Genomic DNA, 23,011 nt, shown 5'->3' on the forward strand with positions numbered 1-23,011 from the left:
TATATCGTTGTAAAGAGTCCCGATAATCTGGATATTTTTTATATTTAAAGAAAATGGTTATATGAAAAAAAATATTTTTTCCGTTATAATGATCTGCCTATTATTTTTTACTCTTGGCTGTTCTAAGAAAGAAGTTATAAGTTCTGATTTGAACAAACTTTGCGAATTGGCTAATCAAATAAGTATGATAGGGGATGGTTCTAATTCTAGCTTGATATTCCAATTTATAAGTGAAGCAGATAAATTAAATTTATCTTCCGATACTCGTAAGTTATTAAACGAATTATCAGTGAAGAGCAAGGCTTCTTATGGAGATTTTACTGATTTTGCTTCAATAAATGGAGTAGAAAATTTTGAATGTTCTTCGATCAAAAAAATGTTTGAAGAATAATTTTTTAAAACTTATTGTTAAAGATGATTATAGCGATGTAGGAGATTTGTATTCCTATGAAGTTGTTTATTGATATCGAAAGCGATTAGCGCTTAGCGCTTAGTGTATCTTACAACGGCCACATTCGATATTTCCAAAATATATTCAACTACATTAATTCATATATAAAATAAACCATCCCTAGATGTAGAAAGGGATGGTTGAAGAAGTCTGAAGTATTATTCCTGAATAAATTTTACTGAATCCATTGTTTGAATGCAAATGAAAAGTCCATTCTGAGTTCTGGGTAAATTTCATTTCTTCCATTAAATTTCTGTGAATGTATACTGCCATCTACTTTTATAGCAACGCTTGGGATAGGTCTATATACAAGCCCTAGAGAAGGTTTAAAGAAAATTCCGTTATCTGCGAAACCAGACTCTTCATCGCCTCCATAAGTTTTATTGTTAATGACTTCCGGGTTAGTCATCCAATCAGCGAATATGTACGGAACAAACTGGCCGATTTTTGTATTGATATTATAACCCACTCTTACATACCATGTGCTTGATACATATGAAACCTTGGTGACCACATCCTCTTTTGTCAAGTCGGCGTCTGATTTTGAAGCAGCTGCTCCAAGGAAACGTTCTCTTTGATTTTTGTTGATGCCGGCCTCTTTCACCATAGTAAGGACATTATCTGCATTGCGGATAGCTTTGTGTGGAGAAGCCCAGTATTCAGCCTGGATAATCAAATTGCCAATTCCTTTTTCTATAAATGCCCCATACACACCATAGTGATCTCCTTGCATCCATGGAAGTACACCACCTCTTGGTGAGCCTTTTCCAAAGTCAACTGTAGAAGTTGTTCTGTTTGCTGCATTAATGCTGGATGTAAAGCCAGATGTACCTATAATGGTGGTTGGGGTTTTTAATCTTAGATCCCAGCCTACAGGGATTACATTTTTAGCTGCCCCGCCTTCTCCGTTCTCTGAGCTTATAGCGTATTGAAGTTCTTTGTTGCCAAAATTAAAGGCACCATGAACCATAAAGTTTGTTGTCCTTGTAAGGAACAAATGGTCAACATCAAATAATTCAGGAGGTTCAATTCCTATAAAGGTAGGGATCTGATCTAGTCTTTCATTGTACAAGCCAAATCGTCTGTACATTTTACCAACCTTTACCTGTAGGTATTTTTTAATTCTAAAGTTACCCCACGCATTTCTGATCTCTAAGCCATCGCTGGTTGTACGAGCAATATTTATTAATACATCAATGTTGTTGCTTAAATTTCCGGATCCGTATAGGTGAAAATTCCTGACAGGATTCCATTCAAAGGGAACATCTGTATATCCGGTTTTATTGTCGTCGACAATAGTTGGAACACCAAATGTTTTTTCTGCATAAGTGTCTATGTAACCATAAAGCTTAAATCTTTTATCTACAACATCAATGCCTAGTAATTCCTCGATAGACATATCAAGTAAAGAATTACCTGTTAAAGTGTCGGAAGAAATGGCAGAGTCTGTATCAGTTTGTGCAAAGGAGGAGAGTGTAATGCAGATGCTGGTTGAGAATAGTAAAAGAAATTTTTTCATTAATAATTTTAAGTAAATTTTTTTGTAGGCTATGTTTGCTGCAATACGGATAAATTTGAAACTAGGTTTACTGTAAATACTTAGGAGTGAAATTTTTATATTTTCGGCGGCTTAAAATAAAAAGTCAGAGGTGGGTTTTCTGATTTATTATATTTTTGTTCTATTATTTTTGCATAGTTGTATAAAACTTTCGTAGTTCAGTTATCATAAAAGGGTTTGCAGGGTTAACGTTAGCATTATCAAATGTAAAGCGTGCAACTTTTGATAGACGGTTATGTATAGAAAGTAAAGAGGCACATTATGCGTATTTAGATTTGTAATGCGAGTCTTTGCGAAAAGATATGGGGGTAGCCAGTTTTTTTAGTGGGCTATTTTTAATTTGAAATAATATGAGTAATGATATAATGAGGGTTTGTTGTATAGTATGTCTAGTTGGCCGCATTTTAAAAACGGCGTCTGTCGGAATTTCTAAGCATTTCCCAAAAGCTATCTTTCAATAACTTAATATCTTTTTCGTTACGGAAGGAAGCAATAGTATTTCTTATTCTCATTTATCCCTAAGCGAGAAAACTAAATCATTTATATTTGCTGGAATAATAAGTTTATTAATGAATAGATTAAGAGAGCTAGATTTCTTACGTGGAATAGCAATTATACTGGTTCTTGCACGGCATAAGCCTTTGTTTTCTTTTACAAGTCAAATGGGGTGGATAGGGGTAGATTTATTCTTTGTCCTGAGTGGCTTCCTTGTTTCGGGACTATTGTTTAAAGAGTATTTAAAACATGGAACAGTCAATCCAGCTCGCTTTCTTATACGACGAGGCTTTAAAATTTATCCAATCTATTACTTATTTTATATCGTTTATCTTATTCCTATCATATTCAATGGAGAGTTAAACATTTCAGGAATGTTGTTTGATTTAACCTTTGTGCAAAACTATTTCTGGAAATGGGGATACGCGTATGGACCCAGCTGGTCACTGGCAGTAGAAGAACATTTTTATATAGGATTCTCTCTTTTTCTCTGGGCCTACATAAAACTTAATTCACAGGAGTTTAAAAAACAAGACAACAATTCAGGTGTTGGAATATTTGGTCTGCTACTTCTATTAATAGTAGTATTATGTTTCTCTCTTCGACTCTATGCAAACATCCAACATCCGGATCAATCTGTACAGATATTTACACGGACTCACTTTCGCATAGATTCTTTATTAGCAGGAGTGTTCGTATCTTATCTCTATTATTTTAAGTTTGAATATCTGTCCAAAATATTTAGTGCGTATAAATATAGATTGCTGAGTATAGCTCTTGCAGGACTTTGCTGGACGCCCTTTGTCAATGCAGTCCCTTCGCTTTTTGCAAAAACAATTGGGTTTACATTGTTATATATTTCTTTCTCAATAATATTAGTATATTTTCTTTTGACGGAAGGTATAAATCATAAATTAAACAGTGTGTTATCTGCTTCAGTTGTTGATGGTATATGTAAAATTGGCTTCAGCTCTTTTTCTATATATGTCATTCATACTTTTATAAATACACATATTTCAGAGCTTCTTTTAAATTATAAATTGGATAATCAATATGTGATTTTCTTTACCACCTCGATACTGAGTATCAGTATAGGTATGCTCATGACTTTGAGCATTGAAAAAAGATTTTTGCAGGTCAGAGATAAATTGTATCCAAGCAGAGTGATTTGATCTACTGTCATTTAAATTATTAAGGTTTGTATTAAAGGATGGTTTTGTCTTTATAATGACTACCTTTTAAAGAATAGAGTAAAATATTTTTGGCCCGTAGAGACGCCATGCTGGCGTCTCCCTTTCCTAATGAGAAGCATTTGATGTTAACCATAGAACCTATGCGCAGAATGCATTTCTATTAAATCACACATTTCAAATAAAGAGATTGCATTACCTCACAAGATAGCTCACTCCATCATCGACTTCTGCATGCATTTCTTCAGATACATATAACAAGTCTCTGCAAGCGGTATTAGATTTCTGCCATTGCCTGTTATTTCATATTGGTCTGCCACGCTTAAAAAATTCATATAGCCATCAAACCAGTCTGAGTTTGATTTCAATTCGGGAGAGCCCATTAATTCTGCTACAACACTTACTAGTTCTAAACCATGCAGGTCACTACCCAACCCCAGTTCCTTAAGGCCATTGATAAGTTGTTCATGTTTCATATCCTGGACAAGGATCTTGATGATGAGGTTTTTGTGTTTTTCCATAGCTGATTGATTTATAATGCTAATATAATTTGAAATTGCTTTAAAGGCAATTAAGTATGATATAATATATATTTAAATTGATTATACAGATATTTTATAGGAAGAGTCAATTTGCTAAATATGCTTACTTTGCCAATAAAATTGCATTTAAGACAATTAAAATGAGTGAAAAACCAATTTTTAATAGAATAAAAGCTGTATTGGCTGAAAAAGGCAAGACAAATATTTGGTTGGCAGAAGCAATTGACATGAATAGAAGCACAGTTTCAAAGTGGTGTACTAATGATATGCAACCTACAGTGGAGACTTTATTTGCTATAGCAAAAGCGCTGGATGTGAATGTCCGGGAGTTGCTGGTTTCTACAAAATAGAAAGCCGGCATAGTTATTTAGAGAGAGCTCTTTATACTTTCTTCTGATCAATTTGATCTTTTTCCTCAAAAATTCCCTTTCTCTGTCAAAGTATTGATTCTTTTTCCCCGAATTTTCATTCTTTCGCTCAGAGAATTGATTCTAAAAGAGTCAATTTTCAGTCATTTAGCTCGAATTTTCGGGCAGAAAGAGTCAATTTCCAAGGTAAAAGAATCAAATTTCAGGCTCAAAGACTGAAATTTTCACAAGGAAGACTCAAAATCCAATGAAATAGAGTCAATGTTCGGGCAAAAAGAATCAATGTTTTAGTCAAAAGACTCAATAGTTGAGCAGAAAGACCCAATATTGGGTGAAATAGAGCCAAATTTAGGTGAATTAAAGTCCTTCTCCTTCAGGAGAAGGATTTAGGATGAAGTCTTTTTAAGTTTTAAAAATAAAAAAGGGAGTGTTACCTCCCTTCAGTTTTTAATTATTGACAATTTGATCATCCTCTTTCTGTTTGTATTTGCTTCTTGCAAATCGGACTTTCAATTTGTCGTAGGCAGATCTCAATCCTGGTACACTGTCTTTCTGGAACTGAACCTGTGCATATACCTCCAGAGCTTTGCTGAAAGCTTCACTACCCACTTCCATTAAGGTATCATCTACTTTTTGATGAAAAGAATCTAATACCATCTTGATCGTGATAAGTGCTTTTACAAGATCAGAGTCTTTTACGAACTCAATCTTATCAAAAGTAGGAGGCATGATGTTTGGAAACGCCTTAACAGTTTCAGATGAGTCGTTCACAAAGTCGACGCTCTTGGAGCCCAACTTTGGTAACTGATGTCTTTCCTCATTGCTTAGTGAAATGAGAAACGGCAATATTGTTTCAGCTTGTTGAATGAATGAAATCACTGACTGTAGCTCTTCTGCAGTGATTACTGCACTTACATTTTTTTCCATTATAAAATGTGTTTTAGGTTGAAAAATTTATTTATTCTTTCTGTTGAAAGCAAAGACTAATGCAGCAAGAATTGATAATTAAAAATTCCGATAGTGATCTTGCTGGTTGAATGGTGCGAGTATAATAAGATTTTATTTATTGCGCAAGTGTCAGATATACACATACATATTGTTTGTATAAATGATATTAGAAAAAATGGTTTTCATTCGGGATAAGGATTCAGTAACTTGAGGGGTAAGAAGATTTTCTGTGGTGTCGGGTCTTTCGACCCGACACATTTTTAATCATCCTCGCCTAAAAATAAATTCTATGATCTGAAATAGTGTGTCAGGTCGAAAGACCTGACACCACGGGAAAGGCATCTTAGTTTTTAATTGCAGATAGTTCAATATTACATATCATAACCAAATATGAAGAAGACAGGAAATGCTTTTATTATGATACCGGTGCTCGGATTCGTACTATTTCTTGTACTATTTAATGAGTGCGAGGTACATCGAATAAAAGGCCTGCCGGAGGTCACAGGGATTATAACAACTGAAACACCGATTTATGCAACTTCCCAACGAATACCATGTTATGCACTTCATGTGGAAGTTAGCTATTATTGCAAAAGTAAAAAATGTAATCAATATTCTGATTACTATATATTTCTAGCAGATAATTTAAAAATGAAAATTGGTCAGAAGTACTATCCAATACTGATTCCCAAAGGTTATAACGATGCCATTCTTCATAAAACGGAGTATTATCTCCCCGATATGAAAGAAGGTGAATTTATCTATTACGACCGCTCTGATGATATTCCAACAGGTTTATTTGGTCACGATGAAAAACTAGATTGTCTGGTAAAGACAAAGACATGTTTTTCTAAGAATGTTGAAGAGATCATTATAAAGGAATCATTCTGTCGTCTGGATAGGAAGGTTACGTTAAAAGGAAAGATACAGGGAGATTTTGTTGTTCTTATCAAGTAAACTCCATGAATTGAAATTTTGGAGGGGAACGTTTAAACAATTATAATCAAAGTGGGCATTAGCAAGAGGTATAAACGAAAAATCAAATACGATTCGAAGCTTTTAGGAGCAGCCAGATATCGTAGCTGACTATTTTTGAGATAAAATGTGTAACGAAATAATGAAAGTTTGTTATAGATTATAGCGTAGCTGGGCAGGTGTTTTGAGAACGTGCAACGACCAAAAATTAATAATAATGTGACAATTGTTAATGGAAATTATTTTTAAGAATATGGATAATAAATATGCGTTTATTTGATAAGTTTCTGATTTTATTTTTCGTTTTTATAATAGCAAACATAATAGGTATTATAAAATCCTATTTTTGCAATGAATTGGGAACGGTCTTTTTGCTCTTATTTATTATTCCATTTGTTTCTGTATTTGCAGTTATATTAAATCTCCTATATGTTAAGTATCATTTTATATTTTTTCAGATTGTGAGATATGCTAATTTTGTGTTGATTGTAATTATAATGTGGTATTATTGGTTTAAATACAATACCTGTAAACGTCCTCCGGACTGGGGCAAGTCTGTTTCAAGTGCTCAAATAGCGAAGTAGCATTTTAAATGTTACTAAGTTAAAGAAGCTTACATTTATCTACCCTCTACCATTCTTATTAACCATCAATATCACATTTCCAACCTTTTGCCCAGAAGCCACATACCTGAATGCTTCCTTCACTTCTTCAAGCGAATATCTTCGGTCTATCACAGGTTTGAATTTTCCTTTTGCAATCAGATCAAGGATAAATTGAATGCTGGCTTTTGTATCAAAGGGAATTGGAAACTTAACTTTTTTACTGCCTGTAAATTTCGTGATAAGCGCCAAAAACGGGTTCTCTGCATTAGGGCCAAGTTCCGATGATATATATATCCCGCCATCCTTTAATATTGCTTTGCATTTACCAAAAGTACTCTTGCCAACAGCATCAAATACAAAGTCAAACTTTTCATCAGTGTTAAGAAAATCCTCTTTGGTATAGTCAATTACTCTGTATGCTCCTAATTGCTTTACAAGGTCAAGGTGTTCAGTACGACAAGTGGCAGTTATATTTAAGTCATAATATTTCGAAAGTTGTACCAGCACAGATCCTATTCCACCTGTAGCTCCATTAATCAAAACCTTTTGTCCGGGATGTGTCTTGATTTTATTTATAAAGTTAACTGCATAATGGACTGTTTCAAGTGAAGCCACTGCTTCTTCATAGGACAATCCCACAGGGATATGTGAGATTGCTTTATTGCAGTTGATAGCCAGAAACTGAGCATGCGAAAGAAGCCCCATATCATCGAAGCCAAAAACCCTGTCTCCTGGTTTGAATTGTGTTACATTCTTTCCGGTTCTTATAACCTTTCCGGCAAAGTCTGTTCCTGGTATTGCCTTTTGTGGTTTTAGAAGACCCGTGAATATGCGCATCAACCATGAACCTTTGAGAATAGCGCAGTCAGTTCTGTTTACTGTTGTTGTATTTACTTCTACCAGCAAGTCATTTTCACCAGGAAATGGGATTTCTACTTCTTTTATGGAAAAATTGTCCGGGCTTCCATATTGAGTATAATAAGCTGCTTTCATATTTATTCAGATTAAAAAGATGGGCATTGAACTATTTAGGCTAAATAAAATAATAGTAAGAAGGTTTGGCTCGAATATCACTGTACTCATGCTGGTCCGTTTTTTATTAGCATTTTTAGAAATCAATGCAAAGATAAATCATGGCTACTCTAAGCAAATTGACTTTGGTTAAGAAAAAATGGATTCAGAAAAAACTTTAGATGATTAAGCCTTCTTTGTTAATCTTTTTCTTATCCTGCTTAAAGATTCCGGTTTTATACCAAGATAACTGGCAAGATAATATTGGGGAACACGTTCAATCAACTCAGGTTTTGTTTTCATCAAGTCGAGGTATCTTTCTTCCGGATTGGACAAACGGTAGATGGCTAAAGTTTCCTGTGTTCTGCAAAGTTCGTCTTCCGCAGCTGTCTTGCAAAGGTTTATAAATCGCGGATCTATATCTGTATCTTCCGATACGATAGGGCCTACGGACATCACACAGTCCTCAAGACAAGAAAGATAAAACGGTGATTTTTTGTTACCATTCGTTCCCTGAAATACAGCGATAGGCTGGCCTTCGGTATAAAACTCAGTGGTTCTTTCCTCTCCGTCTTTATTGAAATATTGACGTACGCAACCTTTAAAAATGAAATAGCAAAGCTCCGGAACCTCGCCTTCTTTTATCAGTATGTCCCCTTTCTTGTAAAACCTTATATCAAGATCTTTCAGAATAGCATTGGTCTCCTCCTCTGTAAGCTTAATGTATTTAGATATGTATTTTATAAGTTCATTACTGGTAGGATTACTTTGGTTCTGCTCCATTTCAATAATTTTAAGCCTTCATTAGAAATCAGAGATTAAGATAATGATTTTAAGATAATAATTAATGAGGTGCCAGGTCTTTCCTGGCACTTTTGAAGGAACCGAAATATATAGAATCCCTATTCTATTGGCGATGTGTCGGATCGAAAGATCCAACACCACAGATAATGTCAGTCCTGCTGATAGATAGCTATAAAAAAAGGCTGACCTTTTAGGGTCAGCCTTATTGTATTATCTAATAAGATTTTATTGTAAGAGATTAATATTTTACAACTTTAAGACTAGAGACTTTTTCATTTTGAGCAACTTTAAATAGGTATATTCCTGTTTTCAATTCAGACGTATTAATGTTGATTTCATTGTTGCCCTTTTGATATTCTCCACAAATTTTTTTGATTTCAAGTCCTTGTTCATTGTATATCTGTACGACTACTGAAGCATCTTTTTCAAGGTCCATTTTTAAAATTAGCTTATCTGAGAATGGGTTAGGATATGCAATAGTTGATACCTCATGTGTTGAAGATGCTTCATAAGCGCTTGAGTGAATTGCGGTTCTCAGGTTGCCACAGTTTGCGTCATCTTTAAGTTTGTATATCCAGGCTCCCGCAAAACCTGCAGGGCCATCTATATCACCATCAAAGGTACCGCCAGAGCCTGTTATCAATATTCCTCCATCAGGAGTTGTTTGTATTGTAGATGCGAAATCTTCATAGGAGGAGCCGTAAGTTCCATCCCAAATTATGTTTCCATATTGGTCTGTTTTGAAAATCCAATTGTCATAGAAAAGATAAATGGGCCCATGCGGCGGGGTAGTAACATCACCTTCGTATTCTCTGGTTGCCACCGCAACTAAGAGCCCTCCTCCGGGAATATTTATTATGTCCCCCGTAATCACTGTCGAGGCATATATTCGCGAAGACGTTATGATGCCCTGGCTGCTTGCTTTAAATATCCAAAGTCCTTCAAAATTGTTTGGGGAGTTTATGTCTCCGTTATCAGAACTCGAAACGGTGGCCATTGTGAAACCTCCATTAGCCGCTGGTATTAATATAGTTTTTGAGTATGTGAATTCCACGTTACTTCCTCCGTAAGCTTTAGCCCAGATTTTATTTCCTGACTGATCTAACTTTGCCACAAAACAATCCTGATCACCATGATAGTTGGTTACATCTCCGTTGTTTGATAGGGTCATTCCTCCAACGAGGTATGACCCATCCGCCATAATAATCATATTGGTTAATTCCTCTTCATCACTTCCTCCCAGAGATTTGGTCCATAGTTTAGCTCCTGAGTTGTTCGTTTTTACAATCCAGAAATCTTTTGACCCTTTATGATCTGTTATGTCCCCGTTAGTTGATATCGAATTTCCTGCAGCAATATACCCTCCGTTTGCATCTGAGGATACTTTGACTAGTTTATCATCATTTGAACCACCAAATGTTTTATTCCAGATCTTATTGCCCAAAACGTCTATTGACAGTAGCCAGTAGTCAGATGCTCCGTTATTTCCATCTGTAATATCTCCATTGTTAGAAAGCGTGTTACTTCCAATTAGATAGTTATTGTCCGCTGTCTGGATAAAATCAACCAGTTCTTCATTTTTGCTGCCACCAAAAGTTTTATTCCACTGCTGGTTACCATTGTTGTCAACTTTTAGGAGGAAAATATCATATTCTCCGTTATTCCCGTCTGTAATATCACCATCACTTGACTTAGTAGTACCTGCTATAATGTATCCTCCATCAATAGCCTGAGTCAGATAAGCAATTCTGTCGTCTTGAGATCCTCCGTATATTCTTAACCAAAGTTGGTTCCCATTCGCATCATATTTTACCAGTTCAATGTTTCCGTTATAATTTATTCCCACGATGTAGCCATCATTAGTGATCAATGGTTTTATAGCTTGTTTATTAGCAAGACCATGAGACCATTTGATGGTTGGTTGTCCTTCTTCCAGTATTGTTACTGGGGCAGGAGATCTTTCCTGGCTTTTGCACCCTGCTCTGGTTATTGCTTCAGCGTAGTAAACTTTGTTGTATGTTAGAGGGGCTGTAGTATAAGGACTGTTGTTACCTATGGCTAGCCCTCCAGTACGTTGAGAATACCATCTGATGGCTGAGCCTGGAGAAGTAGCGTATATTGTTCCACTTTCTCCACTGCATATATAATCTCCTTTAGTTACCGGCATATCAGGAATCTCTGCAATATTCAAAGATACCCGTGTTCTATTGGAGTTTGCACATCCATATTTTGAAGACTCTACATAATAAGATTGTGATTGAGTCACATAACTTAAGAAGTATGAACTCCCGGTGTGAACGCTCGCTCCTCCCGTTGGTTGCGGATACCATTTAAAGGTTACACCTGCAGGACCGGTCGCCTTTAGGGTGGCACTATTACCGTAACCGCAAAGGGTAATGGATTTGGAAGCAACAGTTGGTGATGGTACAACAATGAATGCATAATGTATATTTACATGCTGCACCTGAAGGTTGCTCCCTGGTTTAATCATTACTTGTATCCGGTCAAATGCCTGCCCTGCTTTTATAGTAACTGTGGCAAACTGTAAGTTAGGTAGGTCAGGATTTGGCTCCAATAATTTTAAGTTAACATTTGGAGAAGCAATTGATACCTGATTATTGTTATACGTAGCACCAATATAGGTAGCTACATAGACATTTGAGATCAAAGCTACGTGTGAAATCAGGCCTGAAAATGATAAAAATATTCTGATACTGTCTGCAGCATCGCCTGTTACAGGAAGTTTGAGCTTCTGCTCTGTATTCCCGAATTGTGGTGACATGTTTGTTAAAACAGAAAAAGTTGAAGTGCTATTGTCAACAGCCCTTTCAGGGTTTGTAATTGAGCAACCGAAACAAACTCCATTTACTGAATTAGTCTGAGTGGTTGCTGAAAGGCAGGGTACCTGGGCATGACCATTCCCTGCTATAGTTATAAGCATCATCAAAAAACAGAAGGCCTTAAGGTTTGATCTTTTGGGGTAATTAAAAGATGTTTTCATAGTTAGAGAAATTTTAAATGTTTTAGTAAAAATTTCTGATAAGCCCACTAAACAGAATAATTGATCGAATGTTTTTGGCTAGTTGCTTAGTACTTATAGTTTTAGTACCTAAAAATGGGATTCGTATTTAAATTTTTTTCGATTGTTTCCGAAATAGGTTTGTTGAATTGTACAAAAAAATAGACATGTCGGGAATTTCTCAAAAAGGAAGGATATCGATTTTATTTTTAATTTATTCTATGGAGCCTATCTTTTTGAGCGATGATTCTGTATAAATAAAAAAGGCTGCTCCTATTGAGAGCAGCCTATATCGTATTCTTTAATAAGATTTATTGAATTATCAACTTCTCAGTTGAGCTCTTCCCATCAGCAGTTTCAATGCGCACAAAATAAATTCCTTGTGGCGCATTTATTTTTAGCCCATCTTCTGAAGCTATAAAATTATCAATTGCCTTACCAGAGAAATCATAAACAAATATGGTTTTAATTTTCTCCTGTTGAGAAGCAAAGTTTATTTTAAAGCTTTCCTTGCCGGGATTAGGATAAATCATGAATACATTTTCATTATTATCTTTTGAAAAGATTGATGATACAATAGGTTCTGTCTCGCTTTTTGAATTTGAGTATAAAGAGTTATTTGGAGTACCTACAAATATTCTGTTGCTTGAAAGTGCAATTTGTGTTATGTCAGCATACAGCGGAAGATTTGCAAGTATGTCCGGACTTCTCCATTCTTCTCCTTTGTTAAAGGAAAAGTATACTCCTCCTTTATATCCTGCGTAAACATATGGGTAAGTAACACCATCATATATAAGATTGGCTGCGCAAAGAGATGTGATGTTTAGAGTAGGAAGACCATTATTTATTTGCTTCCATGAGTCTGCAGTTGTTACAGTTGAAAATACACCACTTCCATCAGTTCCAGCGAAAATTGTCCCATCTACTAATGCTAGTGACGTTAGCTTTAAATCTGTCAATCCTGAGCTGAAATTTTGCCAATCCGTACCTGGTGACAGCTTGAATACACCTTCATTGTCTGCGGCAAGGTATGCATCGGATCCGTTTGCAATCAAAGCTGTAATCTTTAATCCTGTTGGCAATCCGGAATTCATTTCTATCCAATTGATATTGGTTGGGTTTGAATAAAATACTTTTCCAGTTGAAGTAGCTACCAATAATTTATTTTCTCTTACAGCTATTTTTACTAGTGGATCCCCGTTTAATCCAGAACTTAAAGATACCCATACTTTCCCCGTATCAGCACTTATATATACATTTCCTGCAAGTGTTGTAGCGATCAGATTTGTACCTGAAAAGTTTAGGTCTGATACACTTAAGCTGTCAAGAAGTCCATTGTTTCTTGCAGTATATGAAGCTCCTGTTTCAGAGATGTAGTATACTCCCATATTGGTTGCTCCAACTATTGCGGTTCCATTAATGGCAAGACCTTTTATGTTTAATCCGAAAAAGCTCTCATTCGCTTTTTGCCAGGTTAATTGAGAAACCTGAGATGAGAATATACCGACTTTGGTTCCAATAAATAGTTTGGATTGTAAGGCAGTTATAGAAGTGATTGTGTCAGAAGTTAATCCCAGAGAAGACTTGGTCCAGTTTATTGTTTGAGGAGATGTGAAAAGTCCGATATCTGTGCATGCATAAATAACATCTCCATTCTGGTAAAGAAGGTTTACGGATGTATTGGATAAAGCATCATTTAATAAAGTCCAGGGTGTTCCGCTTGCACTACTTTTGTATATTCCTTTATCCGTTCCTAATAGCATAGATGAAGGATTGATTATAACAGAATTTATTTTTCTCTCTTGAATTCCACCTTCTGTTCCCGACCACAGTTCAGTATCAATCATAACCGTGAATATTCCTCCTCCATCTGTTCCGGCAATGATGGTTTGATTGAATGTGGTAAGACAAGTTATTTTCTTGTTGAGAATTCCTTGGTTTGCAGCTTTCCAGGTATGACCACTGTCTGCGCTCATGAAAACTCCGTCTTCTTTAGTTCCTGCATATACATACTTTCCACTTGATGTAAGTGCCGTTATATTTGTAGACCCTAAACCTGAATTTACCTGAATCCAGTTTTTACCTAAATCTTTTGAGAGAAATATTCCTTCGTCAGGAGTGCCAGCAAGTACGTAGCTTCCAATAGAAGTAAGTGAAGTTATGTCACCGCTTTTTAATCCTGCATTAGTTGCCGTCCATTTAATACCTTGTTTGTTGGTGGTTCTGAAGATTCCACCGCCATTGGTGCCAACGTATGTGTTCGTATCTGCAGTGTGCATGCATGAAGCCGAACCGCCGAAAGGCCCTTTAGAGTTCCAATGTGCAAATGTTACAGTTGAAATCAGATAAGTTGAAATAAGAAAAATTTTTCTTAGGAATTTATATGTATTTATGTTTTTCATTGTTTTATTAATTAAAAATTGAGGATTATTAATTGCTAAGGATTAGTTATTTAGTTCACCTGTTAAAGTACATGGACTTCATCCCTAATTTTTCTCCTGAAGGACATGGTTGTCTACTTAATATTCTGTAAAGAGCACAGCAATCGGCTATTTTGTCATCCTGAGCCGTGCGAAGGATCTGATAGTTACAAAATAAATTGTAATTTCAATCACCAATCTGCCAGATAGCTCAATTTTCATTCTTTGGGAAAGCTCAGATGTTTAGCGAGCTCAACATGACAAATGAAAGTTTTCTTAAATGGAGGACTATGTTGTTAAGGTGAGGTCTTAAATACCCAATCCTATATCACTAAACCAATGAAATTTTAGGTGGTCTGAAAATCTTATCCGGAAAGCTTTGTAGAAAGTCTTCCTGGTAAATTAAACGTGGCTTTTGAGAAACCTTTTTTATACAATTAAATAAGTTGAAGGAAATACATTCAAAGGATTCTTCGGTGATTTTGGTTTTAGCTACAGGAGATTTGGAATCTTTTTTTTCCTGATTAAGACTTTTGTTAAGATAACAATGTCCTTTACAGTCAGAACCTTTGATGTTTCTGTTCATACAATAATGACTTGCAATATATTGTCTGTTTATATGAAAATCAGCAAGAATGATCAGTTTCATGAAACAGTTCAATAGTAGTAAAAATGAAAGCGCTATTGCAAGATATTTCTTCATGCTTTAGTTATTCTTTGCATTATCATCCATCCACTTCAATATTTGTTCTATAGAGCAGTCGTCAAGCTTTCCGTATGGTGGCATAGGTTGAGTGACAGAAATAAGAGCTGCATATAATAAACTTCTGGATGGGTTTATTGTGTCTACATAACCACTCTTCGGCCTCGTCAGGTTACTATAGGCCTGGGAAGCTTCCAGGTTAAGCCCTCCTGCAGGGCTTTGGCCAGCGTGGCATTCGAAACCTGTAGCACAATTATTTTGAAAAATTGGTAAAAGGTCGCCTTTAAAGGATACGCTATCTTGAAGAGCAAGTTTGCACGGATCTTCTTTCTGTGTATCATACTGACAGCCATATAACCATATAGCAGTCAGCATTAAAACAAAAATGTTCTTATTCTTCATATTTGAACATAGAAGCTATATTGTTACCAATTATTGTTTCAATATCCTTTGCAGGTACTTCAATGGAGGACACATTCAGGTTAGCTTTGTTGTTTAAAGGAACATTCCTAAAGAACTGATTCCAGTCTAGATAAAGATGAAGAAATTGAGTCTTGTTGACAATCACTGCATATTCATATTCCGGCATAACTACCTGCTTGAAGTTTTTTGAAGTGCCTAACTTATAGCTGAATGGCTGCATGTTTTCTTCGGGCGCGTCAGCATTGGCAGTTGTATCAATTTTTCCTTCAAAATTAATAAATGAGTAGCCATCAGGTTGAGCTGCTGAACCATACCACATAGATTGATTGCTCAATACATCGGTAGCAGAGGAAGGTGATTTCTTATTAGTTTCTTCATCAAGCCCTACATAAAAACGGATGGACTTATAAAAACCCGGAGGTACATCACCGATATCGTATGTGTCCTCATCAACATTTTTTAGGATGATTTTACCCGGTACTTTATACACTGAACCATCTTTCTTTATAAGTTCTATCTTTGATATAAAAAGATTCGTTCTGCTGAAGGAAATCTTTCTTCCAGCATTATTTGTGTATATTTCATTAGGGCCAAGCACCTCTTCCTGATCAATATAATTATGGAGGTGTAAACGAAGAAAGCCCGTAGGCCCTGTATAGGGTTGTTCTGTTGTAGTAGTATCAGTAAGTCCGGAAGGTGAAGGGTCGTTTTTATCTTTGCATCCTGCAATTATAAAAATGCATATTATACTTGTGAAAACTAAAGACTGATAATTAAATATTTTCATTCTAAGATATATTAAAGAGTTATTGAATATGATGCAAATAATGTAAAACGTTGAGCCATTTGTGGTCCGTTTAAATTTTGATAAACAGGAACTCCAAACTCAAGACTGATTTTACTGCCGGTTAAGAAGCTTGTATTTAAATAATAATTAGTGCCCAGGTACAGAAAGGCTTTCTCTCCTCCATAATTAGCGGGATTGCTTCCTGGCTCGTAATCTTTCGGCAGATCTTTGTCTTTTCCTTTTATAGCTTGCAAAGAAGCTGTCTCTAATCTTACGGAACTGCTGAATGGTTTAGACCATTTATATGCTATCCAGTTATTTAAGGTAAGTTCATTGCCAAGTTTATATCCAAGATGGTTGGTGTTTAATCTTATAATAGAAGAAACCTGTGAACTAAATGAAAATCTCGTTTTATTATAGAAGTAATTAATTACCGGTGTAAAATCCCAGGTTCCAGAGCCCATTTGCATTACATAAGGAAGCCTGATACCATCATACATGTTTTCTGCATTACCAGTAATGTTAATCCTTCCTGCAGGAATACTTATGCCTGGACTAAGAAGCAGTTGAGAGTTATTTTTATTAAGTAAATTATAGATCAGGCTTAGTTTAATATCTCCAAGCCCTGAAGTTTTCATCTTCATTGCGGAGCTTTCTTCACTTGTCCCTCCATGATTATGCTGCATACCCGGATGCATGGTCATGGTCATGCGATTGTAATTGTAGTTCAACATAGCCATGAGGGTTATCTTATCACTAAGGCCGTACATGGCCATGAGCATATGCATATCCATCCGCATATGATCAGGATACATAAGGTAATTGTTAAACACATGGTCGGAGGTTACCTTGCGAGAGCCTTCTAAGACATGTTTCATGTCCATAGCCATGAATCTGTATGAAAACATCCATTCGCCTTTTTCATGGGCGTGGCTGATCATTATGCCGGCAGGAGTAGTGTCATCAAAACAGCAATGAGCGCTGCAAACCTCTTGAGAGTCGCTTTGTCCGTATGCTATATGAATGACAAATATGAACAACAGGCAAAGCCTGAATTGCATTTGCATTCTAGTATATATTTTATGTGAAAGAGAATTTTGAATACTTATATTGACATAAGTACAATTGGAAGTGATTAGAAATTTATTGAGGGGGCTGGAATATGAGCCTCAGCGGGGAGCTGTAGCCTTTAACGATATAGATAACTTCTGTCTTTATTATGTAGAAAAATGAAAGCGAATAAGTAAATGAAGAAAACGGAGACTTGATAAATACAATTTCATCAATTGTTTTCAGGAAAGAAGCATACTTCTTTTCCTGTTTTTCCTGGGCCTTGATTTTTTTTTGAAGGAAGCATTTACCCTCACATTTTAGGGATGGCTTAAATTTGTTTTCACACAAATTTGCAGCGATATAGCTTTTGTTCAATTCATAATACCCCACAAGGATCAGTTTCATATTGCTCTGCAACAACACGATCAATACCAGAAAGAGGGCTATGAATTTGTTCATTGGGACAAATATAAATAGAGAATTGGAAATTCTAAAAGCGATAAATCTATAAAAAGTTTAGGCCTTGATAGCTAGAGAGTTTTGTTTTTTCGGGTTTAAACATTTTTAATTCTTTGGCCTTTTTAGTCTGACTGTAAAATATATTAGGCTATGAGAACTAAGCAGACTTTTTTTCATAATGAAAAAAGTCAGAGTGAAAGAAAAGTTATTGAATTGATGTGTTATGCCTCTTCAGGGAGTTTTTTCTGGTTTTTTTTAATTGTGTTTGTGACCTTTAATCGAAGTCTTTCTGCTCAATCCTGTGGATGTGATTATACTATCCCTTCTGGATCAACCATTATTGACCGTAATACACTTTCAGTAACGACACTTCCTAAAAATAAACGTGTTATTTGTTTTCAGTCCGGTACCAGGACGGCTCCTTTGATGGTCAAGAACTTCAAGGGTTCTACAGATGGCGGAATTAATGCTCCTTATATTTTTAAAAATTGTTCTGCCCAGGTTGTCTTTAATATTGCCTTGTCTAATGGTTATGCATTTAAATTTTTTAACAGTGAAAATGTCAGATTATCAGGTACCGGCTCTTCTGACCAATACGGGATTGTATTGAGTGGTGCTAACATTACACTGGTATTAGGAGATACAACTACAAAGGTGGAAATAGATCATGTGGATATAAGAAATTCAGGGTTTTGCGGTTTGATGGCAAAAACGGACAATGCCTTAGCAAAGGTTGTGGGTGGGAATAATAATCCTGCAGGATTTGTTATGAAGAATATTTATATACATGACAATTATATATATAATACAGATGCTGAAGGGATGTATATAGGCAATACGAATTGGGCTCCCGGTAATACTCAGCATAACCTGGATAGTGTTTTTGTGTATAATAATATTGTCAGGGATGCCGGGGCGGAAGGGATTCAGATCGGTGACTGCCCTTCGGGAAGAGCTTATGTATATAACAACTATATCAATGGTTTCGGCAGAAAATACCAGACTTTTGCTTTGTATCAAAACAATGGACTTCAACTCAGCACCGGATTCTCTGGCAGATGTTATAATAATTTTATTTATGGTTACCCCGGAGATGAGTTTACTCAGAATGGACTCGTATGTGTGGGCTTAGGTAATGTTTATATTTATAACAATGTTGTTGTGAATGCAAAAGACAATGGTATTTATGTAGGCTCCAACAATGCAGAGTCAAAGGCAAAACCATTTTATGTTTTTAATAATACGATTGTAAATCCTTCTCATGATGGGATAAGGCTTCAGGAGGTTGGTTCTGCAGTAAATAAAATAAGTGCATTCGTTTATAACAACCTTGGTGCAAATATCCCAGCAGGTTATAGTCTTGTAAAAAGGGCAAGTCCGCTGATTAGTTCTTCAGAGGTGGCAAATATTAGCAATACAATTCCTGCCTTTAATTTTCAGGATCCTGACAACAATGACTATAATCTTACTGAAAACAGTAATCTTGTGATTGATCTGGGAACTAACATTGTCGCATCCTATGGCCTTACCTCCGATATTGATGGTAATTTGAGAGCTCCTCAGGGAGGGGCCTTTGATGTGGGTGCTTATGAATATGTTTCAGACTTTTTACTCACAGTCGATCCGCAATCTCTTATAGGTAAATGTATTGGAGATACCTTCATGCTTTCCTACAGTGGAACGAATACAGGATGGCCTTCAGATGTCACGTATAAGGCTTCCCTTTCAGGCCCTGATGGGTATTTTGGTCCTCAGAGAATTATTGTTGGTTCAAATGATTCTTTATCTGGTCAAATTAAATCTGCTTTGCCAGATAATATTCCTCAGGGAAATAATTATAGGGTAAGGATTGAGGCGTCTAATAATTCCGGGTTCTTTAGAGCTGGTCCGGAAAGTTCAATCGGATTAGCTCGTATGGAAGCCTTGCAGTTTAGGTCTCCGCAGAGGGCATCCGTTTCTAATTCATCTCTTTTTGCTCCAGGTATTGGAGATTTCACCATTGAGGCAAGGGTAAAAATGGATTTTTCTGCAACTGACAATAACATGCTGGAGATCGTGTCAACAAGAGCGATTGGGAATACGTCCAAAGGTTATATGTTTGGATTTAACTATGCAACGGGAAAGATAGTGTTTAATTTTTTTAATGAATTCGGTGTTAATGTGAATATTCAAAGTAATACACTAAGTCTTTCAGACATGCGTAATGATGGGGCTTGGCATCATCTGAGTGTTAGCAGAAGTGCAGGAAACAAATTTACATTCTTTCTTGACGGATATTCTGTGGGTGTGCAGATTTATAATGTCGATCTAAGTGTTGCTTCAAATTATTTGTTTATAGGTTATGATGAACCTGGTAATGCAGGCATGTCATCTTTTACGGGAAGTATAGATTATCTACGCTTCTGGAATGTTGCAAAAACCGAGATAGAGCTGATCAACAATCTGAAAATGGATTTTCCATATCCTTCCAATGGACTATTAGGTTTATGGAATTTTAATGAGTGCAGCGGAGTTCAAGCTATTCTGGATGATAGTCCATATGGTAATGATGGCTGGTTGGGTATGAATTCAGATATTGGCACCAATGATCCTTCCAGAACTATTGGTTCCGATAAAGCAGAGAGTTTTCGTGGTTTGGATTTTAATTCAGTTGTTGCAGGGAAATTGGATGTTGCGACAATTCCACATAATGTGAATTATAATTTCCAAACGAACTTTTCTCTAGAGGCTTATATCAATCTTAAGAATCCCTTAAAAGGAACAAGAACTGTAATCTATGAAAAGGATACAACAAACGGAGTTCGCTTTTATGTAGCTGATGCAAATCACTTGGGACTCGTTATTGGAGGTATGACAGTTCTCAGTGATGTGGTTCAGAAAAATAATGTTACTGCAAATTTATATTCTGGAGGATGTTATGCTGTGGCTGTCACTGCTACTCAGTCGGGCACTAGCTATATTATCAGATTTTACTTAGATGGACTTCTTGTAGGTACTTCAAAATTTGTTTCAGGAACGAACGCATTTACTTCCGAAAGCAATGCTCTTATTGGATGTGATGCAGCACAAAGTATTCCTGCTAATGGATATATTACTGAGGTAAAGCTTTGGAAAACTGCGAGAACAGCAGATGAAATAAAGAATAATCTGGGAGTGGTGTTCTCGAGTATTACAGTAAACCTAGCTGGATATTGGCGTTTTAAAGAAATAAATGGTCAAACGCTCATTGATCAAAGTGCTAATAATAACGCTGGTTATCTGGGAGAATCTCTTGCTGTTGAAAGTACTGCAGATCCTCAAAGAAGTGATAACAGATGTCATTTTAATGACAGGGTTGATACTTTGCCTGTTCCAGATTCTTTGATTTCAGAAGATATGAAAGTAGCTGTTTATCCTAATCCCTTTTCTTCTGAATTTGGTGTTGTAATCACTGGAAGAATGGGAGAGAGTTCTGATTTTTATATGTTTGATCTTGCTGGAAGACTCGTTTTTGAAAAGCTTGGAATTAAAAATAATGAGTTAGCAGTTCTTAGTCCTGATCTTTATGGTGGTATGTATTTGGTAAAAGTAGTAAAAGGCGGGCAAGTTCAATTTGTTAAAGTAATCAAGACTCACTGATTGATAATATTTAAGGAGAGGAAAATCTTTCCTCTCCTTAATTTTTTAGCTGAAAAACCCGCCAAGCTTAGAGCCAAGGCTGCCAAGGATGTTTCCAGTATCTATTCCGAATAGCTTCATAAGATCTTCACTGCTGTCTGCTGTTCCGGTTTCTTTGCTGCTGAATTTATTGATTAGTACAGGAACAACAGTGTTAGCAATCGAATTCGCCTGCTCTTGTGACATATTGAGTCTGGAAGAAAGCTGTTCTGCAAGTTTGTTGGATGCCATAGTTGAAATAGATCCTCCTGCAGAAGTGTTACCATTAAATAGGTCTGTTATTTGAGAAAGGTTGCCAGATAAAGCCTGGTCTTTTAAAGTGTCAAAGAACGAGCCTTTGGCAAGATCAAATGTATCATCTACTTGATTGCTGTTAAGGTTTTCTTTGTTCATCAATGAGTCTGAAAGATGGTCTTTACCAAGTTGGATAAGTTGGTCTAACATAGTTTCTTATTTAAGTTTTAAAATATCTCTTTTTGAAAATGCAAACTACTTCTTTTTTTTAAACTTGCAATCTCCATTTATTAAAGGTCAGATTTTACTCTGTATCCTCATTAGGTTGATCATTTTCTCCTACGTTAAAAGGGAATATATGGATGCTGATTTCATACCTGCCGGTATTGGCGAGATGGTCAGAGCCTGTAGGGTGAAAATATGAAAAGTATAAATCATTATGGATTTTCAGGAAATTGAATTTTACTATTCCCAGTGAAGCTACCGGCCCTCGCTTCCATATGTAATTAACACCAGCACTGAAATTATTCATAAACTCTAATGTCCCCGATAGCCATAATCCTTCATAGTATCCTTTCCCCTTATAAAGTTTCATACCAAGAATCAAATCTGCATTTGGCGAAATCTCTTTTCTATAATCCATAAACAGATTTATGTATCTGCCCAAAGCATAGGTTCTGTAAACGGGTTTTATTTCTGATGCGAGTAACTGAACTCCTGATATTCCTATATTGAACTTCTTGCTTGCAAGCCAAAGACCAACAGATGCATCTGGAATTGCCGATGAACTGCCTGAACTGTTTTGAGTACTTTTTACCAGATAATTAAAGACGCCGGCCTGAATAGCTGCTGCGAGTTTAACAGATGAAGTAAGTTGAATGCTGCGGCAATAACGTAGATATAAACGGTTTCTTTTTAGTATTTCTGTTTCATATTCGGAATGAAGGGTTATTCCAAAAGTATGAACAGGTGTTTCGCTTGACTTCCCTAGGCTATAGGAGGCATCCAGATAATTAATACCTACATTGTTTAGAATCCCTGAAAATGCGCTGTGCATCAGATTTATTTCTCCCTTTTCTGTAAGGGTTGAGGCCGCAGGATTTTCAAAAATGTAATTATTTTTTAAACGCAAAAAGTTTAAAGGATATATATATGCTTCCTGAGCATAAGATGAGCAATAGATAAAAATTAACGATATGTAGACAAAAAAGAACCTCACATTTAATATCAATTTATCGTTCTGGTTTTTCCGAATTGTGTTTTAGGGAATATTATTTCTTGGATTTGTCTAATTGGCTAAAGTACTTCT

19 protein-coding genes are annotated in these 23,011 nt (G+C 36.0%); 5 read left to right on the top strand and 14 right to left on the bottom strand.

Translation table 11 applies throughout. The annotated features are described in order from the left end of the window. Positions 1–61 precede the first annotated feature (61 nt). Positions 62–391: a hypothetical protein gene (locus J7604_RS01890; protein WP_293890247.1), complete on the top strand. Its 330-nt coding sequence runs from the start codon at positions 62–64 to the stop codon at positions 389–391. A gap of 235 nt (positions 392–626) precedes the next feature. Here J7604_RS01890 and J7604_RS01895 read toward each other — a convergent pair whose 3' ends face one another. After that, positions 627–1,970: a hypothetical protein gene (locus J7604_RS01895; protein ID WP_293890249.1), complete on the bottom strand. Its 1,344-nt coding sequence runs from the start codon at positions 1,968–1,970 to the stop codon at positions 627–629. A 608-nt stretch (positions 1,971–2,578) separates the two neighbouring features. Here J7604_RS01895 and J7604_RS01900 point away from each other — a divergent pair. Next, positions 2,579–3,676, top strand: coding sequence for an acyltransferase (locus J7604_RS01900; RefSeq protein WP_293890251.1), 1,098 nt, complete (start codon positions 2,579–2,581; stop codon positions 3,674–3,676). A gap of 230 nt (positions 3,677–3,906) precedes the next feature. Here J7604_RS01900 and J7604_RS01905 read toward each other — a convergent pair whose 3' ends face one another. Further along, a complete protein-coding gene (locus J7604_RS01905) occupies positions 3,907–4,215 on the bottom strand; it encodes a hypothetical protein (RefSeq protein WP_293890253.1) in 309 nt (102 codons plus the stop codon). 161 nt (positions 4,216–4,376) lie between these two features. Here J7604_RS01905 and J7604_RS01910 point away from each other — a divergent pair, with 161 nt between their 5' ends. Next, the gene (locus J7604_RS01910) at positions 4,377–4,586 is read left to right on the top strand and encodes a helix-turn-helix transcriptional regulator (RefSeq protein WP_028978783.1); all 210 of its coding nucleotides are present in this window, start codon (positions 4,377–4,379) and stop codon (positions 4,584–4,586) included. 465 nt (positions 4,587–5,051) lie between these two features. Here J7604_RS01910 and J7604_RS01915 read toward each other — a convergent pair whose 3' ends face one another. After that, positions 5,052–5,531 (bottom strand): hypothetical protein, encoded by a 480-nt coding sequence (locus tag J7604_RS01915; protein ID WP_293890256.1) that lies wholly within the window; start codon positions 5,529–5,531, stop codon positions 5,052–5,054. Positions 5,532–5,942: 411 nt separating this feature from the next. Here J7604_RS01915 and J7604_RS01920 point away from each other — a divergent pair, with 411 nt between their 5' ends. Continuing rightward, the gene (locus J7604_RS01920) at positions 5,943–6,509 is read left to right on the top strand and encodes a hypothetical protein (protein WP_293890258.1); all 567 of its coding nucleotides are present in this window, start codon (positions 5,943–5,945) and stop codon (positions 6,507–6,509) included. A gap of 641 nt (positions 6,510–7,150) precedes the next feature. On the opposite strand, the gene J7604_RS01925 is transcribed toward J7604_RS01920, so the two are convergent. The 9 genes from J7604_RS01925 to J7604_RS01965 all read right to left on the bottom strand — a co-directional run bounded on the left by J7604_RS01925 (position 7,151) and on the right by J7604_RS01965 (position 17,811). After that, complete coding sequence (locus J7604_RS01925) at positions 7,151–8,125, bottom strand: NAD(P)-dependent alcohol dehydrogenase (RefSeq protein ID WP_293890260.1); 975 nt, start codon at positions 8,123–8,125, stop codon at positions 7,151–7,153. A 204-nt stretch (positions 8,126–8,329) separates the two neighbouring features. Next, positions 8,330–8,926 (bottom strand): Crp/Fnr family transcriptional regulator, encoded by a 597-nt coding sequence (locus tag J7604_RS01930; RefSeq protein WP_293890262.1) that lies wholly within the window; start codon positions 8,924–8,926, stop codon positions 8,330–8,332. 259 nt (positions 8,927–9,185) lie between these two features. Continuing rightward, entirely contained in the window at positions 9,186–11,948 is a 2,763-nt protein-coding gene (locus J7604_RS01935; protein WP_293890264.1) for a T9SS type A sorting domain-containing protein, read from the bottom strand. Positions 11,949–12,277: 329 nt separating this feature from the next. Further along, entirely contained in the window at positions 12,278–14,368 is a 2,091-nt protein-coding gene (locus tag J7604_RS01940; protein ID WP_293890266.1) for a T9SS type A sorting domain-containing protein, read from the bottom strand. A 349-nt stretch (positions 14,369–14,717) separates the two neighbouring features. Continuing rightward, a complete protein-coding gene (locus J7604_RS01945; RefSeq protein WP_293890268.1) occupies positions 14,718–15,089 on the bottom strand; it encodes a hypothetical protein in 372 nt (123 codons plus the stop codon). Positions 15,090–15,092: 3 nt separating this feature from the next. Continuing rightward, entirely contained in the window at positions 15,093–15,491 is a 399-nt protein-coding gene (locus J7604_RS01950) for a hypothetical protein (RefSeq protein WP_293890270.1), read from the bottom strand. Next, positions 15,481–16,299 carry an MbnP family protein gene (locus tag J7604_RS01955; RefSeq protein ID WP_293890272.1) on the bottom strand — a complete coding sequence of 273 codons (819 nt, stop codon included), beginning with the start codon at positions 16,297–16,299 and terminating at the stop codon, positions 15,481–15,483. Before J7604_RS01955 ends, J7604_RS01950 begins: the two co-directional genes overlap by 11 nt. Before the next feature lie 11 nt (positions 16,300–16,310). Beyond that, positions 16,311–17,366 carry a transporter gene (locus J7604_RS01960; protein ID WP_293890274.1) on the bottom strand — a complete coding sequence of 352 codons (1,056 nt, stop codon included), beginning with the start codon at positions 17,364–17,366 and terminating at the stop codon, positions 16,311–16,313. A 76-nt stretch (positions 17,367–17,442) separates the two neighbouring features. Beyond that, positions 17,443–17,811, bottom strand: coding sequence for a hypothetical protein (locus J7604_RS01965; protein WP_293890276.1), 369 nt, complete (start codon positions 17,809–17,811; stop codon positions 17,443–17,445). Positions 17,812–17,961: 150 nt separating this feature from the next. Here J7604_RS01965 and J7604_RS01970 point away from each other — a divergent pair, with 150 nt between their 5' ends. After that, positions 17,962–21,429, top strand: a complete 3,468-nt coding sequence (locus J7604_RS01970) for a LamG-like jellyroll fold domain-containing protein (RefSeq protein WP_293890278.1) — start codon at positions 17,962–17,964, stop codon at positions 21,427–21,429. A gap of 45 nt (positions 21,430–21,474) precedes the next feature. On the opposite strand, the gene J7604_RS01975 is transcribed toward J7604_RS01970, so the two are convergent. Next, positions 21,475–21,912 carry a hypothetical protein gene (locus tag J7604_RS01975; RefSeq protein WP_293890280.1) on the bottom strand — a complete coding sequence of 146 codons (438 nt, stop codon included), beginning with the start codon at positions 21,910–21,912 and terminating at the stop codon, positions 21,475–21,477. Positions 21,913–22,006: 94 nt separating this feature from the next. After that, the gene (locus J7604_RS01980; protein WP_293890282.1) at positions 22,007–22,921 is read right to left on the bottom strand and encodes a type IX secretion system membrane protein PorP/SprF; all 915 of its coding nucleotides are present in this window, start codon (positions 22,919–22,921) and stop codon (positions 22,007–22,009) included. Positions 22,922–23,011 lie beyond the last annotated feature (90 nt).

Source organism: Sporocytophaga sp. (assembly GCF_017745095.1).
Taxonomy (GTDB): domain Bacteria; phylum Bacteroidota; class Bacteroidia; order Cytophagales; family Cytophagaceae; genus Sporocytophaga.

Bases quoted from the DNA above. Each gene is read 5' to 3' on its own strand.
- J7604_RS01890 (WP_293890247.1), top strand. From the start codon at position 62: ATGAAAAAAAATATTTTTTCCGTTATAATGATCTGCCTATTATTTTTT.
- J7604_RS01895 (WP_293890249.1), bottom strand. From the start codon at position 1,970: ATGAAAAAATTTCTTTTACTATTCTCAACCAGCATCTGCATTACACTC.
- J7604_RS01900 (WP_293890251.1), top strand. From the start codon at position 2,579: ATGAATAGATTAAGAGAGCTAGATTTCTTACGTGGAATAGCAATTATA.
- J7604_RS01905 (WP_293890253.1), bottom strand. From the start codon at position 4,215: ATGGAAAAACACAAAAACCTCATCATCAAGATCCTTGTCCAGGATATG.
- J7604_RS01910 (WP_028978783.1), top strand. From the start codon at position 4,377: ATGAGTGAAAAACCAATTTTTAATAGAATAAAAGCTGTATTGGCTGAA.
- J7604_RS01915 (WP_293890256.1), bottom strand. From the start codon at position 5,531: ATGGAAAAAAATGTAAGTGCAGTAATCACTGCAGAAGAGCTACAGTCA.
- J7604_RS01920 (WP_293890258.1), top strand. From the start codon at position 5,943: ATGAAGAAGACAGGAAATGCTTTTATTATGATACCGGTGCTCGGATTC.
- J7604_RS01925 (WP_293890260.1), bottom strand. From the start codon at position 8,125: ATGAAAGCAGCTTATTATACTCAATATGGAAGCCCGGACAATTTTTCC.
- J7604_RS01930 (WP_293890262.1), bottom strand. From the start codon at position 8,926: ATGGAGCAGAACCAAAGTAATCCTACCAGTAATGAACTTATAAAATAC.
- J7604_RS01935 (WP_293890264.1), bottom strand. From the start codon at position 11,948: ATGAAAACATCTTTTAATTACCCCAAAAGATCAAACCTTAAGGCCTTC.
- J7604_RS01940 (WP_293890266.1), bottom strand. From the start codon at position 14,368: ATGAAAAACATAAATACATATAAATTCCTAAGAAAAATTTTTCTTATT.
- J7604_RS01945 (WP_293890268.1), bottom strand. From the start codon at position 15,089: ATGAAGAAATATCTTGCAATAGCGCTTTCATTTTTACTACTATTGAAC.
- J7604_RS01950 (WP_293890270.1), bottom strand. From the start codon at position 15,491: ATGAAGAATAAGAACATTTTTGTTTTAATGCTGACTGCTATATGGTTA.
- J7604_RS01955 (WP_293890272.1), bottom strand. From the start codon at position 16,299: ATGAAAATATTTAATTATCAGTCTTTAGTTTTCACAAGTATAATATGC.
- J7604_RS01960 (WP_293890274.1), bottom strand. From the start codon at position 17,366: ATGCAAATGCAATTCAGGCTTTGCCTGTTGTTCATATTTGTCATTCAT.
- J7604_RS01965 (WP_293890276.1), bottom strand. From the start codon at position 17,811: ATGAACAAATTCATAGCCCTCTTTCTGGTATTGATCGTGTTGTTGCAG.
- J7604_RS01970 (WP_293890278.1), top strand. From the start codon at position 17,962: ATGAGAACTAAGCAGACTTTTTTTCATAATGAAAAAAGTCAGAGTGAA.
- J7604_RS01975 (WP_293890280.1), bottom strand. From the start codon at position 21,912: ATGTTAGACCAACTTATCCAACTTGGTAAAGACCATCTTTCAGACTCA.